Below are 16007 nucleotides of genomic sequence, written 5' to 3'. Positions count from 1 at the left end.
TTTGCAATTCTTATTTTTGAGAAACAAATAGTCATTCACTCATATTTCCACTGGAAATTTAAACCCTACGCTTTGGCGTTTACTTGTTATGAAATACCATCAAATTGATCGCAACCTTTACATAAAAAATCGCGCAAACTTTATGGCACAAATGAAGCCTAATAGTTTGGCTGTCTTTAACAGTAATGACATTTACCCCATTAGTGCAGACAGCACCATGCCTTTTGAACAAGCAAGAGATATTTTATACCTAAGTGGAGTAGATCAAGAAGAAAGTATTTTAGTGGTATTTCCAGACTGCCCGAACCCGGCGCATAAAGAAATCTTATTCTTAAAAGAAACCAATGAGCACATTGCCATTTGGGAGGGCGAAAAACTAACCAAAGAAAGAGCGCTTGAAGTTAGTGGTATTAAAACGGTGTATTGGCTGCAAGATTTTGATCGTATCATGCGAGAATTGATGGCGCAGTCTGAGACTATCTATTTTAACACCAACGAACACTACAGAGCAAATGTAGAAACAGAAACCCGTGAAGATCGTTTTATCAAAGACACCAAAGCAAAATTTCCAGCACATAACTGGGCAAAAAGTAATCCTATATTACAACGTCTTCGTTCTGTAAAAGATCCTATTGAAATTGCATTAATTCAACAGGCTTGCGATATTACTGAAAAAGGATTTAGAAGGATTCTTGAATTTGTGAAGCCTGGCGTTTGGGAATTTGATATTGAAGCAGAATTCATGCACGAGTTTTTGCGTAACCGCTCTAAGAAGTTTGCTTATACCCCAATTGTAGCAAGTGGAAACAATGCCAATGTATTACACTACATAGAAAACAATCAAGAATGCAAAGCGGGTGATTTAATCTTACTGGATGTAGGTGCAGAATATGCTAATTACAGTAGTGACATGTCTAGAACAATCCCTGTAAGCGGTCGTTACACAGAAAGACAAAAAGCAGTGTACAATGCGGTAAATCGAGTTAAAAATGAGGCCACAAAACTTTTAGTTCCCGGTACCATGTGGAAGGAGTATCATATTGAGGTAGGAAAGATGATGACAAGTGAGTTGTTGGACTTAGGTTTATTGGACAAAGCCGATGTACAAAATGAAAATCCAGATTGGCCAGCTTACAAAAAATACTTCATGCATGGAACTTCACACCACATGGGATTAGACACCCATGACTACGGATTACTATGGGAACCCATGCAAGCCAACATGGTGTTTACCGTAGAACCTGGTATATACATTCCAGATGAAGGCTTTGGAATACGACTAGAAGACGATGTTGTAATTCAAGAAACAGGAGCACCTTTTAATTTAATGCGCAACATTCCTATTGAAGCCGATGAGATTGAAGATTTGATGAATTCTTAAACCGTTCTATTTTTATTTAAAAACTGCACTGCTACAAACGTAAGCAAGGCTGGCAATACCCATCCCATACTCTGCTTGGCTAGTGGTATCCAATTTTTAATTCCATCAAGAGATCCCTCTGCCATAAAAAATTGTAAGAAATCGGGTATGCTAAATAGCAGGGTTACAATGGTTACTGCTCGAAATACATTGGGCGAGGAATACCTTGTGGGCACGACATTTAATAAAATGAGAACGATAGTGATAGGATAAATAAACATCAAGGCCGGCAAGGCAACATTAATTATGTAATGCACATCAAATTGTCCAACGGCAACTCCTATAATACACCCTAACACTGCTGTGATGGTATACGCTGCCTGAGAATCTTTGGCGATCCCTTTTACAAAATCTGCTGTACCCGTTACAATACCCACTGCCGTAGTAAAACAAGCGAGTGCTACCAACACACCAAGAAAAGCCGTTCCTAGATCTCCTAAAGTATTTTTACTCAAGGTAGTTAAAAGTTCTGTTCTATTATCTACTTCCAGCGTCCCACTATAAAATGCGCCCAAAGCTATCAATCCAGTATAAATAATAAATAAGCCTATTCCTGCTAGCAATCCAGAACGCGCAATCATACGCTTTTTCTCTTCATAATTAAAGGTTCCTTGTAAAGCAAGCGAAATAACAATAACTCCTCCTACAACAACTCCCCCTATGGCGTCAAAAGTTTGATAGCCTTCTAAAATACCATCGGTAAAGGTGCTTTCAAAAATGCTTGCACGCATTGGAGATAGATCTGCAAACAACCCTATTCCTATAATACATAGTAAAATGAGTATGATAAGTGGTGTTAAAAATTTTCCTATGAGACTTAAAATTTTTGTCCGATTTAATGCAAATACTAGCACTAATGCAAAGTAAATAGTACTTACCCACAAGGATGATATTTTAAAATAAGGTTGTATGGCCATTTCGTAGGTAACAGAAGCCGTTCTTGGTGATGGCAAACTCACAGAAATTGCGTACACAATAACTGCATATAGCATTGCAAACCCGGGTGACACCTTGGTAGCAAAATCTAGCAAGGTTCCTTGCAATCGCGCATGCCCATAAATAGCCAAGATAGGAATTAGTACCGCAGAAACTGCAAACCCAAGAGCAACCCAGATCCAACTGGTACCTGCATTATACCCTAAAAAAGGAGGTAAAATTAAATTTCCAGCTCCAAAAAAGAGTGAAAATAAGGCAAAGGCAATCAGGTAGGTTTGTTTGGTAAAATTCATAGATTAAAATATTGGTAATGGCTATTTTTGCAAATCGCCTCAATATAACCAAATGATCTTTCACTACCATAACACCCATATACATTATCATAAACAAGGAAGCGGTCCCGCATTGGTATTCTTGCATGGTTTTCTAGAAAGCAGCACTATGTGGGATGCTATAACACCCACCTTTTTAAATACACATACGGTAATCACGATAGATTTCCCTGGATTTGGTAAAAGTGGATGTGTTGCAGAAATTCACAGTATGGAGTTAATGGCGAGCCTTACTTCGGAAATTTTAGAAAACCAAAAAATTGAAAAGGCAACACTCATTGGTCATTCTATGGGTGGTTACGTAGCCTTGGCATTTGCCGAAATATTCCCAGATCGTATTGAAAAATTAATTTTATTGAATTCTTCACCCCTACCAGATAGTCCTGAACGAAAAGAAAACAGAACAAGAGCGCTGACCATCATTGATAAAAACAAAGATGCTTTTGTTAGTATGGCAATTGCTAATTTGTTTACCGAAAAAGAAAGAACAAACCACGCAAAGGCTATAAATAACCTTAAAAAAGAGGCGAAAGATTTATCTATTGAAGGAATTAAAGCAGCAATACTAGGCATGAGAGATCGAAATGACAGAACTTCTATTCTGGCCTCTTTTCCTAAAGAAAAACACATCATATCTGGAGCAAAAGACCCTATAATTCCTTATAATGAGGCAGTTAACATTTCAGAAAAAACAAAAACCACATTACATATGCTAGAAAATGGGCATATGAGTTGGCTTACAAATTTGGATGAAAATGTTAAAATTTTACACTTAATCGTATAAATCTGTTTTTAAACGAAAATATTTTCTATATTTATGGTCCCAAATCTAATGACCATGAAAAAACCCACTCCAAAACAAACGAGCTCCGTTATGGCTGTTGCCTGTTCTATAATAGGTCACAACTACACCATAACAAACAAAATCACCAATCACATAAACGAGTACCAATGTAAAAACTGCGGGAAAGAAGTTACTGATAACACGCAAGGTTATTTGGAGGAATTAACCCAGAAACAACGAGAAGTTAACAAAACAGTTTCTAGATTTTTCAACAGAAGAAGAAATGTATCACAATTAACAGCATAACCTATGGGATTTTTAAGATGTAAAGTTAAGCGCCACGAATTGGCAGTATTAGCAACCGAAAATATTCAAATACAAAAATATGAGTGCCTTCACTGTAAACAACAGTTTACAAGAAATGGGTATGGAAAAATTGTAAAACTAGACTCTTACTGGGAACGCAATCACCAATTATTTGCTTCATATTTTAATAAGTTAAAAACAGCATAAACTATTCGTCTTCTTCAATAGCATTCCAACCCCTTGCAATTAAAGGTATTTTGGTATTAGCTCTTGTAACAAGGTGGGTTCCTTCAGCAGCATTAGTAATATGGCCAATCACAGTAACATGTGGATTTGCTTTTATTTTTGGGTAATCTTCTTGTGAAATTGTAAATAACAATTCGTAGTCTTCTCCTCCATTTAATGCTATGGTGGTGCTATCCATATTAAATTCTTCAGAAGTTGTTATTACTTGTGGATCTAAAGGAATTTTATCTTCGTAGATCGTGCATCCAACATGAGACTGTTTGCAGATATGTAAAATTTCCGAAGAAAGTCCATCACTCACATCAATCATTGCAGTAGGTTTTACACCCATCTCTTTCAATAAGCCTGGAACATCTTTTCGTGCCTCTGGCTTTAATTGTCGCTCTACCAAATACGAATAAGGTTCTAAATCTGGTTGCGAATTTGGATTTACTTTAAATACCTGCTTCTCACGTTCTAAAATCTGTAAGCCTAAATATGCCGCTCCTAAATCTCCTGTGAGCACAACCAAATCGTTTTCTTTTGCGCCACTTCTATACACCACATCTTCTTTGTGCACTTCACCAAGTGCGGTAATACTAATCATAAGCCCATGCGTTGATGAAGTGGTATCACCTCCTATAACATCTACATTATAAAGTTTAGCTGCTGTGGCTATTCCAGCATACAACTCCTCTAATGCTTCCACAGGAAATCTATTGGAAACCGCAATAGACACTGTAATTTGAGTAGCAATAGCATTCATCGCAAAAACATCACTCAGATTAACCACGACACTTTTGTAACCCAAATGTTTTAATGGCATGTAGCTCAAATCGAAATGCACTCCTTCCACTAACATATCTGTAGTCACCACAGTTTGTTTTTTATGGTCAATAACCGCAGCATCATCACCAATACTTTTTACAGTAGAGCTGTGTTTTATGGTAAAATGCTTTGTAAGATGATCTATAAGTCCAAACTCTCCAAGAGAAGAAATAGGTGTTTTTAAAGGATCTTTATTTTCTAACATGTGTGGAAATTTATCTTCGGCAAAAATAGGATTTCAGAAGCATAAGAGACTCCTATTTTTAAAGTTTATGTAGCTAACAAAAAATCAAGGGAACCTCAATCGTTCTCTAAATGGATTTTTTTGTCCTATAAATATGTTAAAAGAACTGTTTTTTTAGATGAAATACTAATTATTGGGGATTTTTTGCAATATTTTTGTAACCTTGGCGTCTAATAATAAACTCATTTTAGGAGTTTTACAAGAATTGTATCATTAAATTTACATTAAAAAAATAATCCACTTTAGATGAAACATCTTTTGTTCTTCTTAACAGCCTTTTTTACACTTCCATTCGTTGCACAAATACCGTGTACAGATGGAATGGCTGGGCCCTACCCGTGCAATGGTTTTAACCTACAGTCTTCTATTGATTTAGCAGCGATGAATGCAGAGAGAGGTAACGATTCATGGGGATGGACAGATCCAGAAACAAGTAAAGAATATGTTCTAATGGGGCTTGATAACGGTACTGGTTTTATTGACATATCAGATCCAATTAATCCTTTATATTTAGGAAAACTTCCAACAAACACTGTTAACAGTACTTGGAGAGACATTAAAGTTTACCAAAACCATGCTTTTGTAGTAAGTGAAGCAAAAGACCATGGAATGCAAGTTTTTGATTTGACACGTTTGCGAAATGTAACAAACCCACCGCAAACTTTTACACATGATGCTCTTTATGGTGAATTTGGAAATTGCCATAACATTGTTATCAACGAAGCGACAGGATTTGCTTATGCGGTTGGAACACAAACATTTAATGGAGGACCACATATCATTAATATACAAAACCCAACCAACCCAACATTTGCAGGTGGTTTTTCTTTTAACAACTATTCTCATGATGCACAAGTGATTGTTTATGATGGTCCAGATCAAGATTACATTGGAAGAGAAATTTATTTTGGAAGTCATGGAGTTGGTGGCGATGGAAATGATGGAGACCTTGTATCTATTGTTGATGTTACTGACAAGAATAATATTCAATCGATTTCTACCATCAGTTACGATAATTTAGGCTACACACACCAAGGATGGCTCACTGAAGATAAAAAATATTTTATTGTTGGTGATGAGACCGATGAAATTGGTGTTGGCTTTAATACAAAAACAATTGTCTTAGATGTTTCAAACCTAGATAATCCTTCAGTACATTTTGAGTATTTTGGAACAACCCCAGCAATTGACCACAACGGTTATGTTAAAGGAAATGATTATTATTTGTCAAATTACACCGCAGGACTTCGTGTCCTAGATATCACAAACATAGAAAATGAAACCATGACAGAATTCGCTTTCTTTGATACTTTTCCAGATTCAAATACAGCAAGTGGTGGTGGAGCATGGAATGTATATCCTTTTTTTCCTAGCGGAAATATTGTGATTAGCGATATTAATAGAGGGTTTTTCTTGGTTAGAGATCCAAACTTACAAAAGCAAGATTTTGCTGGAAATGATTTTAAAATCTCTCCTAACCCTGCAAAAAACAACATCACCATTAAAGCCACCAATGCTCCTTTAAGATCTTTGGAAATATTCAATATTTTGGGGCAGCGTATCATGCACAAAACCTTTTCAGCAACAACAGCCGAAAACATAAATATTGAGTCACTACGCAGTGGTATGTATCTAATAAAAATTAATGGAGACACTACAAAGCGTCTTATTGTAAAATAGTCTTATGAGAAAATTTGCCCCTTTATTTTTAAACATTATATGTTTCGCAGTTATTACAATAACATGTATTGCTTGCGGAAATGACGAAGAACCCTCAACCCCACCAGAACAAACTCCAGAAGGCTTTTTAGGAGAACTAGATTTTGTAAAAACGATGGGCGGTAGCCTTAACGATAATATTGTATCTGTTGTTGAAGCAAACGATGGAAATTACGTGTTCATGGGTACTACAGAAAGTAGTAATGGTGATGTCACAGGAAACACTGGAGACGATGATGACTTCTGGTTAATAAAAACAACCCCAAGCGGAGAGATTATTTTTAATAAAGTATACGGTGGTTCAGATACAGATAAAGCAACCAACCTTATAAAAACAAGCGATGGTGGATATATTGTTTGTGGCTACAGCTCAAGCAGTGATGGAGACGTTTCTGGAAATGAAGGTTTTCAAGATTATTGGATTACAAAACTCGACGCTCAAGGAAATATGACTTGGGAAAAAAATTACGGTTTTTCTGGAACAGACCAAGCACTAAAAATAATTGAAACTTCAAACGGAGGCTATTTCACTACTGGCTTTTTTGATGTAACAGCAAGCGGAAATCAAGGAAATGATGATGGAGCTGCACCTTCAGGAAACGATACCACACGAGAAGGAAATCGTCATGGTGTTGGTGAGTTTTGGGGTATTCTTATGGATAGTAATGGAGACAAAGTTTGGAGACGCTACTTTGGTGGTTCAAACAACGATAGAAGTTATGACGTTATCGAAACAGCCACAGGAGGATTCTTAATGGTTGGTCAATCAGAAAGCAATGATTTTGACATAGAAGATGACAAAGGATCTTACGATTTCTGGGTAGTTCATGTTTCTGCCACTGGAGATAAAGTGTGGACCAAATCTTTTGGAGGAAGCGAAATTGATCAAGGGTTTGGAATTACCAGTGATGGAAATGGTAATTACATCATGGTTGGAGATACAAGAAGTACCGATGGAGATGTTTCATCAAGTAACGGAAATGCTGACGCATGGGTCATTAAATTTGATGCTCAAGGAACGCTTATTTGGGAAAAAAGCTTTGGAGGAACTGCCTTTGACTCTGCTAAAACAATCACACCACTACAAAATGGAGACTATGCCATTGCGGGTAATACCCGAAGTTCTATTGATGGATTTACAAACAAAGGTCAAAACGATGCTTGGGTATTTATTATCGACACCAATGGAAACTTAAAATTTAATTATGTGGTAGGTGGTTCTAACTTAGATTTTGCAAACGATGTTATTGAAACACAAGATGGAAAACTACTTGTGGTAGGGAGTACCGAAAGTAATGATGCAGATATTTCAGAAAATAAAGGACTAGAAGATGCGTTACTAATTAAAATAAAATAAGTAAAGACCCCTAATCAATTCACACTATGAAAAAAATTGCCCTATTTCTGTTACTAACTACCATTTTCTTGAGCTGCAACAAAAATGATGATGGACCTACTACTCAAAACACCAATGTAAACTTTAATTTCCTACATAATTTTGATGGTGAAGCAGTCAACAATACCAACTTTAATAGTATCCAATACACCAATGCTTTTGGTACAGAACTAAGTTTTACTAAACTACGTTACTTAATCTCTGGAGTTACCTTAACAAATCAAGCCAATGTTGCTACCGTAGCGAAGGACTATCAATTGGTAGATGTTACAGAAAACACTGGTATCTCAATTAATGGAACCTCCTTACCTGAAGGAATTTATGATGTAAAAATGCGTTTTGGATTCGAACAAGCAGAAAACACTTCGAATATTTATCCAGATCTAAATGCTGCTTCATGGAATGTACCTGAAATGTTAGGTGGTGGCTATCATTATATGCAGCTAGAAGGAAGATACATGGACACAAATAATGAGGAGTCTATTTATGCATACCATACCATTAGTGCTGTTCAAAACCCAGGGCCAGAAAATTCTAGAGAAGATACCTCTATTGAAATAGATCTTGGTACTATTAACATAGAAGGTACTACTACCACCATAAACGTAAATATGGACATTGCCGAATGGTTTAAAAATCCAAATACTTGGAATTTAAATGAGCTAAATGGAATGTTAATGGGGAACTACAATGCTCAAAAATTAATGGAGCAAAACGGTCAGAATGTTTTCTCATTAGGTATTGTAGAAAGTTTTGAATAATTAACATGATACAAAAAACAGCCCTTCTTGTTTGCTTACTATTTGTTGCTCTCTCATGTAAAGATGATGACAACGAGCAAGAAGGGTATGTTCCTACTCCAGCAAACATTACAGTTCCAGCTATTTTTTCTCAATTATTACCCGCACCAGAAATTCCTGCAAGCAATCCGCTTACCGAAGAAGGCATTGCTCTTGGAAGACAACTCTTTTTTGAAAGAAACCTCTCTGCAGACAACACTCTTGCTTGCGCTGGCTGCCACAAACCCAATGAAGGATTTAGCGATCAACGAAGGTTTAGTGTGGGGATTGATGGTATAGAAGGCTTCAGAAACTCTATGCCGCTCATCAATTTTGCCTGGAACACCAAAAACAAATTTAATTGGGACGGCAGTGCCAACTCCCTTGAAGAACAAGTGTTAGAACCTGTCATTAATGAAATTGAAATGCATAATACTTGGCCTAATGCTGTAGCAACATTACAAGCAGATGCCACCTACCCAAGAGCTTTTGAAGAAGCCTTTGGCACCAGTACTATCTCAAAAGAATTAGTAGCCAGGGCCCTTTCGCAATTTATAAGAACCATCGTTTCGGGCAACTCTAAATTTGACAAGCACTTACTAGGGGAAGCTACTTTAACGCCCTTAGAAGCAGAAGGTTTGGCCGTCTTCTTAGATGAAGAACGCGGCGATTGCTTTCATTGTCACGGGAGTCCTAGTAACCCATTGTGGACCGATAACGATTTCCACAACAATGGCTTAGATGAAAATTTTACAGATCTAGGCTTTGGAGACGTTACTGGAGATCCTGCCCAGTTTGGTCTTTTCAAATCGCCCTCTCTAAGAAATTTGGCGTACACAGCACCCTACATGCACGACGGTCGTTTTGCAACCCTCGACGAGGTGATTGACCATTATAGTGAAGGTTTGGTATTTAGTAATACCATCGATCCACTCATGAAAACTGTAGCACAAGGTGGTGTGATGCTTAGCGATGAGGATAAAGCTGCGCTCAAAGCATTTTTATTAAGCCTTTCAGACCCTTCGTTAGCTACAAATCCAGCCTATCAGAATCCAAATTAGACGCAGTAGTCTCTCTTCGGAAATTTTAAACCATTAGGTTTATTTTAGAAATACTACTAGAAGCTGACATTTCCGAAGCATTCATGAAAGTATTTCCGCTTCATTACGTCTATTGAATCTACCTATATAGCAATGCATTTTTAATATTTTATTAGGAGTAAAAAAAGCGGTTTATGTCGTATATTTGCACCCTAATTTAGAAGAATTCTAATTTATGATCAAAGTAAGTGATACCGCGCGAATTAAAATTTCGCAATTAATGACAGAAGACGGCTTTAGCATTGACAAAGATTTTGTGCGTGTTGGTGTAAAAAGCGGAGGCTGTTCTGGGCTTTCTTATGAGTTAAATTTTGATGGCGCTATAGGTGATAACGACAAGGTTTTTGAAGAAAACAATGTGAAAATCGCCGTAGACAAAAAAAGTTTTTTATATCTCGTAGGAACCACCCTTGAATATAGTGGTGGATTAAACGGAAAAGGATTTGTTTTTAACAATCCGAATGCAAACAGAACCTGTGGATGTGGAGAATCATTCTCTTTATAACATTTTAAACTAAGAATTCTATTCGTGAATTCGTAAGTGCATATGAGCAAGTATACAGAAGACGATTTAAAAAAAGAGCTCGAAACCAAAGAGTACGAGTACGGTTTTTATACTGATATAGAAAGCGAGACATTCCCTATTGGCTTAAACGAAGACATTGTTCGTGCTATTTCAAAAAAGAAAGAAGAGCCAGAATGGATGACCAACTGGAGGCTTGAAGCATTTAAAGTTTGGCAATCTATGGAAGAGCCAGAATGGGCAAATGTTCAGTACGAAAAGCCAGATTTTCAAGCAATTGCCTACTACTCTGCTCCAACTGCTGTAGATCCTAACAAGACATTAGACGATGTAGATCCAGAGTTGTTAGCCATGTACAAGAAACTTGGCATTTCATTAGATGAGCAGAAAAAGATGAACAACATCGCCATGGACATTGTGGTAGACTCTGTTTCTGTAGCAACAACATTTAAAGACACACTTGCTAAGAAAGGAATTATTTTTATGAGTATTTCTGAAGCTATTAAAGAGCACCCAGAACTTGTGAAAAAACACCTAGGTACTGTGGTACCGACAAAAGATAATTTCTACGCAGCCTTAAACAGTGCTGTTTTTAGTGATGGATCTTTCTGTTACATCCCAAAAGGAGTGCGATGCCCAATGGAGTTATCTACTTATTTTAGAATCAACCAAGCAGGAACAGGACAGTTCGAAAGAACACTGGTAATTGCAGACGAAGGAAGCTATGTGTCTTACCTAGAAGGATGTACTGCTCCAAGTCGTGACGAAAATCAATTACACGCTGCAGTGGTAGAGCTTATTGCTTTAGATGATGCAGAGATTAAATACAGTACCGTACAAAACTGGTTCCCTGGTACTGCCGAAGGAAAAGGGGGCGTTTACAATTTTGTAACCAAAAGAGGCTTGTGCGAAAAGAACGCAAAGATTTCTTGGACACAAGTAGAAACAGGATCTGCTGTTACCTGGAAATACCCAAGTTGTGTATTAAAGGGTGATAATAGCATTGGAGAGTTTTATTCAATCGCTGTTACAAACAACTATCAACAGGCAGACACAGGTACTAAGATGATTCACCTAGGTAAAAATACGCGTAGCACTATAATTAGTAAGGGTATTTCTGCTGGAAAATCACAGAACAGTTACCGTGGTTTGGTAAAAATAAACGCGGGAGCTGACAATGCACGTAATTTCTCTCAATGTGACTCTTTATTAATGGGTAATGCCTGTGGAGCACACACATTTCCATACATAGAGGCAAAGAACAAAACGGCTAAAATAGAACATGAAGCCACGACTAGTAAAATTGGAGAAGATCAAATATTTTACTGCAACCAACGAGGAATTGACACCGAAAAAGCCATTGCACTTATTGTAAATGGTTTTAGTAAAGAAGTATTAAACAAACTCCCTATGGAATTTGCTGTAGAAGCGCAAAAACTGCTAGAGATTAGCTTAGAAGGTTCTGTAGGATAATAAACAATCACTAACTAATAAACAACATTGACCCATGAAAAAACTTATTGTACTTATAGCGCTAGTTATTACTGCTGCTGCTTGTAAAGACAACACTACTTCTGGAGATAAGGAATTAATTACAACAGAAAACTCAAACCTTGCTGTATACAAAGGAGAGTTTATTTACACTACAGATGCCGCTGTATTGAAAGGGAAAGATTTTATCTACGGTGTAACCATAGATGAAAAGATGCAGGAATTAGCAGAAAAAGTAGCTCCTGCAAAAAAAGATGCCTATGATATGGTACCTGTAGTAGTTACAGGAACACTTGCCAACAAACCAGAAGGTACAGAAGGTTGGGATGAGATATTAACCATCGTAGATATTGTACAAGTAAGCAAAATACCTGCAAAGGCAGATGTTAAGATAAAAGAAGGTGCTACAGCAAAACAAGCTGAAAAAGCTATTAAAAAAGTAGAGAAATAATACTATGTTACAAATCAAAGACGTACACGCAAGTGTAGATGAAAAAGATATCCTAAAAGGGGTTTCTCTTACCGTAAATGCTGGAGAAGTTCACGCTATAATGGGGCCTAATGGAGCTGGAAAAAGTACCTTAGCTGCTATTGTTGCAGGAAAAGAAGAATTTGAACTTACCAAAGGAGAAATCACTATTGATAGCGAAGATATTACAGAATTAGATGCAGAAGAACGCGCTCACAAAGGAGTGTTTCTTTCATTTCAATACCCTGTAGAGATTCCTGGTGTTTCGGTAACTAACTTTATTAAAACAGCTATTAACGGAAATAGAAAAGCGAAAGGTCTTGAAGACATGCCTGCCAGCGAAATGCTTAAAATGATTAAGGAGAAAGCAGATTTACTAGAGATAGATCGTAAATTTTTATCGCGCTCTTTAAACGAAGGCTTTTCTGGAGGAGAGAAAAAACGTAATGAAATTTTCCAAATGGCAATGCTAGAACCAAAACTAGCAATCCTTGATGAAACAGACTCTGGACTAGATATCGATGCTTTAAAAGTTGTTGCCAATGGAGTAAACAAATTAAAAAGCAAAGACAATGCTGTTATTGTAATTACACACTACCAACGTCTTCTAGACTATATTGTACCTGACTTTGTACATGTATTGATGGATGGTAAAATTGTAAAATCGGGAACCAAAGAGCTTGCTTATGAGCTTGAAGAAAGAGGTTACGATTGGATTAAAGAAGAATTAGTATAATACGTTTTGAGGTTCTGTTGTGGGGCCGTTTTATAAAATGAATGACAACAACTCCTAACGCATACCTAAAAGAATGAGTTTAAAAGAAAAAATACAATCCTCATACCTTGCATTTGAAGACCATTTGCAAGCAGACTCACCATTACACGATGTGCGTCATGAAGCTATGAAATCTTTTGAAACAAAAGGATTTCCTAGTAAAAAAGAGGAGGCTTGGAAATATACATCCTTAAATGCCTTATTAAAAAAAGACTATAGCATCTTTCCTAAAAATGAAGCTGTTATAGAATTTAAGGACGTAAAAAAATACTTCTTACACGACATAGATACCTACAAAATTGTTTTTGTAGATGGTGTGTATAGCTCTTATTTGTCGCAAACCACACATGATATTATAGATGTATGTTTAATGTCCTCTGCGCTTACTAAATCGAAATACAGCTCTATTATTGATTCGTATTTTAACAAAGCAGCAAATTCAGATAGTTTAACATCACTAAACACTGCCTTCGTAAAAGAAGGGGCTTACATTCGTATTCCAAAACATAAAGAAGCACAAAAGCCTATAGAAATCATCAATTTTGCAACAGGTACCGAAGCTGCTACTTTATTACAGCCTCGCAACCTTATTGTTGTGGAAGAAAATGCACATGTTCAAATCATTGAGCGTCACCAAAGCTTAAATGAAAATGCCGTGCTTACCAATAGTGTGACCGAAATTTTTGCAGACAAAAGAGCAAATGTAGATTACTATAAAATCCAAAACGATAAAGAAAATGCTTCACTAGTAGACAGCACCTTTATCATGCAACAACGTGATAGTATTTGTAGTGTACATACCTTTTCTTTTGGAGGAAAAGTAACCCGCAACAACTTGAATTTTAAACAACTTGGAGAAGGCTGTGATTCTATCTTAAATGGGGTCACTATTATAGAAGACAAGCAACATGTAGATCACAATACACTAGTACACCACATTGCAGAAAACTGTGAAAGTCACCAAGACTACAAGGGTATTTTTGACGATAGTGCTACTGGTGTTTTTAATGGAAAAGTGTATGTTGAAAAAGAAGCACAGAAACTAGATGCCTTTCAGCAAAATAATAATATCCTTATTAGCGATAAAGCAACCATCAATGCAAAACCACAATTAGAGATTTTTGCAGATGATGTAAAATGTTCTCACGGTTGTACCATTGGTCAGTTAGACGAAGACGCATTGTTTTATTTGCGTTCTCGTGGTATTGCTAAAAAAGAAGCAAGAGCATTATTGATGTATGCTTTTGCGAATACCGTTTTGGAAAGTGTAAAAATTCCAGAATTAAAGGGACGTATCAATAAATTAATCGCCAACAAAATTGGTGTGAATCTAGGATTCGACGTCTAAACTTTTTTGTCCGTTAGAGAGCTCCCGAAGTTTCGGGACGAGAACTATTAGTTACCTATCTATTTGATTGAGGTTTCGACTACGCTCAACCATACAACTTCTAAACAACTATATATATGTTTGATGTAACTACAATCAGAAAAGATTTCCCGATACTTTCAAGACAAGTAAATGGGAAACCTCTCGTGTATTTAGACAATGCAGCGACTTCTCAAAAACCTCAGCAGGTCATCGATTGTATAGTAGATTATTACTCAAACTACAATGCCAACATTCATAGAGGTGTACATACATTATCGCAAGAAGCTACAGATTCCTACGAAGCAGCTCGCAACACCATCAAATCCCATTTTGGAATTGCAAAAGCACACGAAGTTATCTTTACTACAGGAACCACCCATGGTATTAACATGGTCGCTAATGGCTTTTCAAGCTTGCTTAGTAAAGGAGACGAAATTATTGTGTCTCAACTAGAGCACCACTCTAATATTGTGCCTTGGCAAATGCTATGTGAGCGCACAGGAGCTACGTTAAAAGTAATTCCTATGAACGAAGAAGGGGCTTTACAAATGAATGTATATCAAACCCTTTTATCAAAAAACACGAAACTGGTCTTTGTCAATCATATTTCAAACGCATTGGGAACCATCAACCCAATTAAGTTTATGATCGACAAAGCCCATGAAGCAGGCGCTGCGGTGCTTATTGATGGCGCTCAATCTTGTTCACATATCAAACCAGACTTGGTAGCACTAGATTGCGATTTCTATGTGACTTCTGCACATAAAATGTGTGGCCCAACTGGAATTGGTATGCTCTACGGAAAAGAAGCTTGGTTAGAAAAACTTCCTCCCTATCAAGGTGGTGGTGAAATGATAGATCAAGTAACCTTCGAGAAAACCACCTATGCAGGACTTCCTCATAAATTTGAAGCAGGTACTCCAAACATTTGCGGAGGGATTGCTTTTGGAGCCGCCATAGACTATTTAAATGCTATTGGCTTCGAAGCAATTGCGGCACACGAAAAAACATTGCTTGAATATGCCACAAAAAAATTACTTGCTATTGACGGACTTAAAATTTATGGTACTATTCCAGAAAAAACATCAGTGATTTCTTTTAATATAGAAGGCATACACCCTTATGATATTGGCACCATTGTTGACAAATTAGGAATAGCAGTAAGAACAGGACAGCATTGTACACAACCCATTATGGACTATTTTAATATTTCTGGAACGGTACGCGCCTCCTTTGCATTCTATAATACCATCGAAGAAATTGATATCTTAGTAGCTGCTGTAGAAAAAGCAAAAATGATGTTAACTTAAA

The 16007-nt window shown here is 36.9% G+C and carries 15 protein-coding genes; 13 read left to right on the top strand and 2 right to left on the bottom strand.

Features of this window, described 5'->3' with window-relative positions; genetic code table 11:
• Nucleotides 1-88: 88 nt before the first annotated feature.
• Nucleotides 89-1381 carry an aminopeptidase P family protein gene (locus tag ACY2RS_RS06455; RefSeq protein WP_490097806.1) on the top strand — a complete coding sequence of 431 codons (1293 nt, stop codon included), beginning with the start codon at nt 89-91 and terminating at the stop codon, nt 1379-1381.
• On the opposite strand, the gene brnQ is transcribed toward ACY2RS_RS06455, so the two are convergent.
• Nucleotides 1378-2649 carry a branched-chain amino acid transport system II carrier protein gene (gene brnQ / locus ACY2RS_RS06450; RefSeq protein ID WP_490097805.1) on the bottom strand — a complete coding sequence of 424 codons (1272 nt, stop codon included), beginning with the start codon at nt 2647-2649 and terminating at the stop codon, nt 1378-1380. The genes ACY2RS_RS06455 and brnQ overlap by 4 nt on opposite strands.
• Nucleotides 2650-2701: 52 nt before the next feature.
• Between brnQ and ACY2RS_RS06445 the strand changes: the two genes are divergently transcribed.
• Nucleotides 2702-3472, top strand: coding sequence for an alpha/beta fold hydrolase (locus ACY2RS_RS06445; protein ID WP_490097804.1), 771 nt, complete (start codon nt 2702-2704; stop codon nt 3470-3472).
• A gap of 54 nt (nt 3473-3526) precedes the next feature.
• Nucleotides 3527-3778: a DUF1660 family phage protein gene (locus ACY2RS_RS06440; RefSeq protein WP_490097803.1), complete on the top strand. Its 252-nt coding sequence runs from the start codon at nt 3527-3529 to the stop codon at nt 3776-3778.
• A gap of 208 nt (nt 3779-3986) precedes the next feature.
• On the opposite strand, the gene thiL is transcribed toward ACY2RS_RS06440, so the two are convergent.
• Nucleotides 3987-5036 (bottom strand): thiamine-phosphate kinase, encoded by a 1050-nt coding sequence (thiL, locus tag ACY2RS_RS06435; protein ID WP_490097802.1) that lies wholly within the window; start codon nt 5034-5036, stop codon nt 3987-3989.
• Nucleotides 5037-5321: 285 nt separating this feature from the next.
• Between thiL and ACY2RS_RS06430 the strand changes: the two genes are divergently transcribed.
• The 10 genes from ACY2RS_RS06430 (at nt 5322) to ACY2RS_RS06385 (ending at nt 16006) form a co-directional block, all read left to right on the top strand.
• A complete protein-coding gene (locus tag ACY2RS_RS06430) occupies nt 5322-6755 on the top strand; it encodes a choice-of-anchor B family protein (RefSeq protein WP_490097801.1) in 1434 nt (477 codons plus the stop codon).
• Between the two features lie 4 nt (nt 6756-6759).
• A complete protein-coding gene (locus tag ACY2RS_RS06425; protein WP_490097800.1) occupies nt 6760-8151 on the top strand; it encodes a hypothetical protein in 1392 nt (463 codons plus the stop codon).
• A 26-nt stretch (nt 8152-8177) separates the two neighbouring features.
• Nucleotides 8178-8951: an MbnP family protein gene (locus ACY2RS_RS06420; RefSeq protein WP_490097799.1), complete on the top strand. Its 774-nt coding sequence runs from the start codon at nt 8178-8180 to the stop codon at nt 8949-8951.
• A 5-nt stretch (nt 8952-8956) separates the two neighbouring features.
• Entirely contained in the window at nt 8957-10030 is a 1074-nt protein-coding gene (locus ACY2RS_RS06415; protein WP_490097798.1) for a cytochrome-c peroxidase, read from the top strand.
• Between the two features lie 214 nt (nt 10031-10244).
• Nucleotides 10245-10574, top strand: a complete 330-nt coding sequence (locus tag ACY2RS_RS06410; RefSeq protein WP_490097797.1) for a HesB/IscA family protein — start codon at nt 10245-10247, stop codon at nt 10572-10574.
• Between the two features lie 42 nt (nt 10575-10616).
• Nucleotides 10617-12065, top strand: coding sequence for a Fe-S cluster assembly protein SufB (sufB, locus tag ACY2RS_RS06405; protein ID WP_490097796.1), 1449 nt, complete (start codon nt 10617-10619; stop codon nt 12063-12065).
• Between the two features lie 34 nt (nt 12066-12099).
• Nucleotides 12100-12534 carry a hypothetical protein gene (locus ACY2RS_RS06400; RefSeq protein WP_490097795.1) on the top strand — a complete coding sequence of 145 codons (435 nt, stop codon included), beginning with the start codon at nt 12100-12102 and terminating at the stop codon, nt 12532-12534.
• Between the two features lie 4 nt (nt 12535-12538).
• Complete coding sequence (sufC, locus tag ACY2RS_RS06395; RefSeq protein WP_490097794.1) at nt 12539-13288, top strand: Fe-S cluster assembly ATPase SufC; 750 nt, start codon at nt 12539-12541, stop codon at nt 13286-13288.
• 73 nt (nt 13289-13361) lie between these two features.
• Entirely contained in the window at nt 13362-14675 is a 1314-nt protein-coding gene (sufD, locus tag ACY2RS_RS06390) for a Fe-S cluster assembly protein SufD (RefSeq protein ID WP_490097793.1), read from the top strand.
• Nucleotides 14676-14791: 116 nt separating this feature from the next.
• Nucleotides 14792-16006 (top strand): aminotransferase class V-fold PLP-dependent enzyme, encoded by a 1215-nt coding sequence (locus ACY2RS_RS06385; protein ID WP_490097792.1) that lies wholly within the window; start codon nt 14792-14794, stop codon nt 16004-16006.
• Nucleotide 16007: the final 1 nt, after the last annotated feature.

Source organism: Patiriisocius sp. 208BN25-11 (assembly GCF_058147145.1).
Note: the sequence above shows the minus strand (reverse complement) of the source record. Positions and strands in the feature narration are given on the sequence as shown.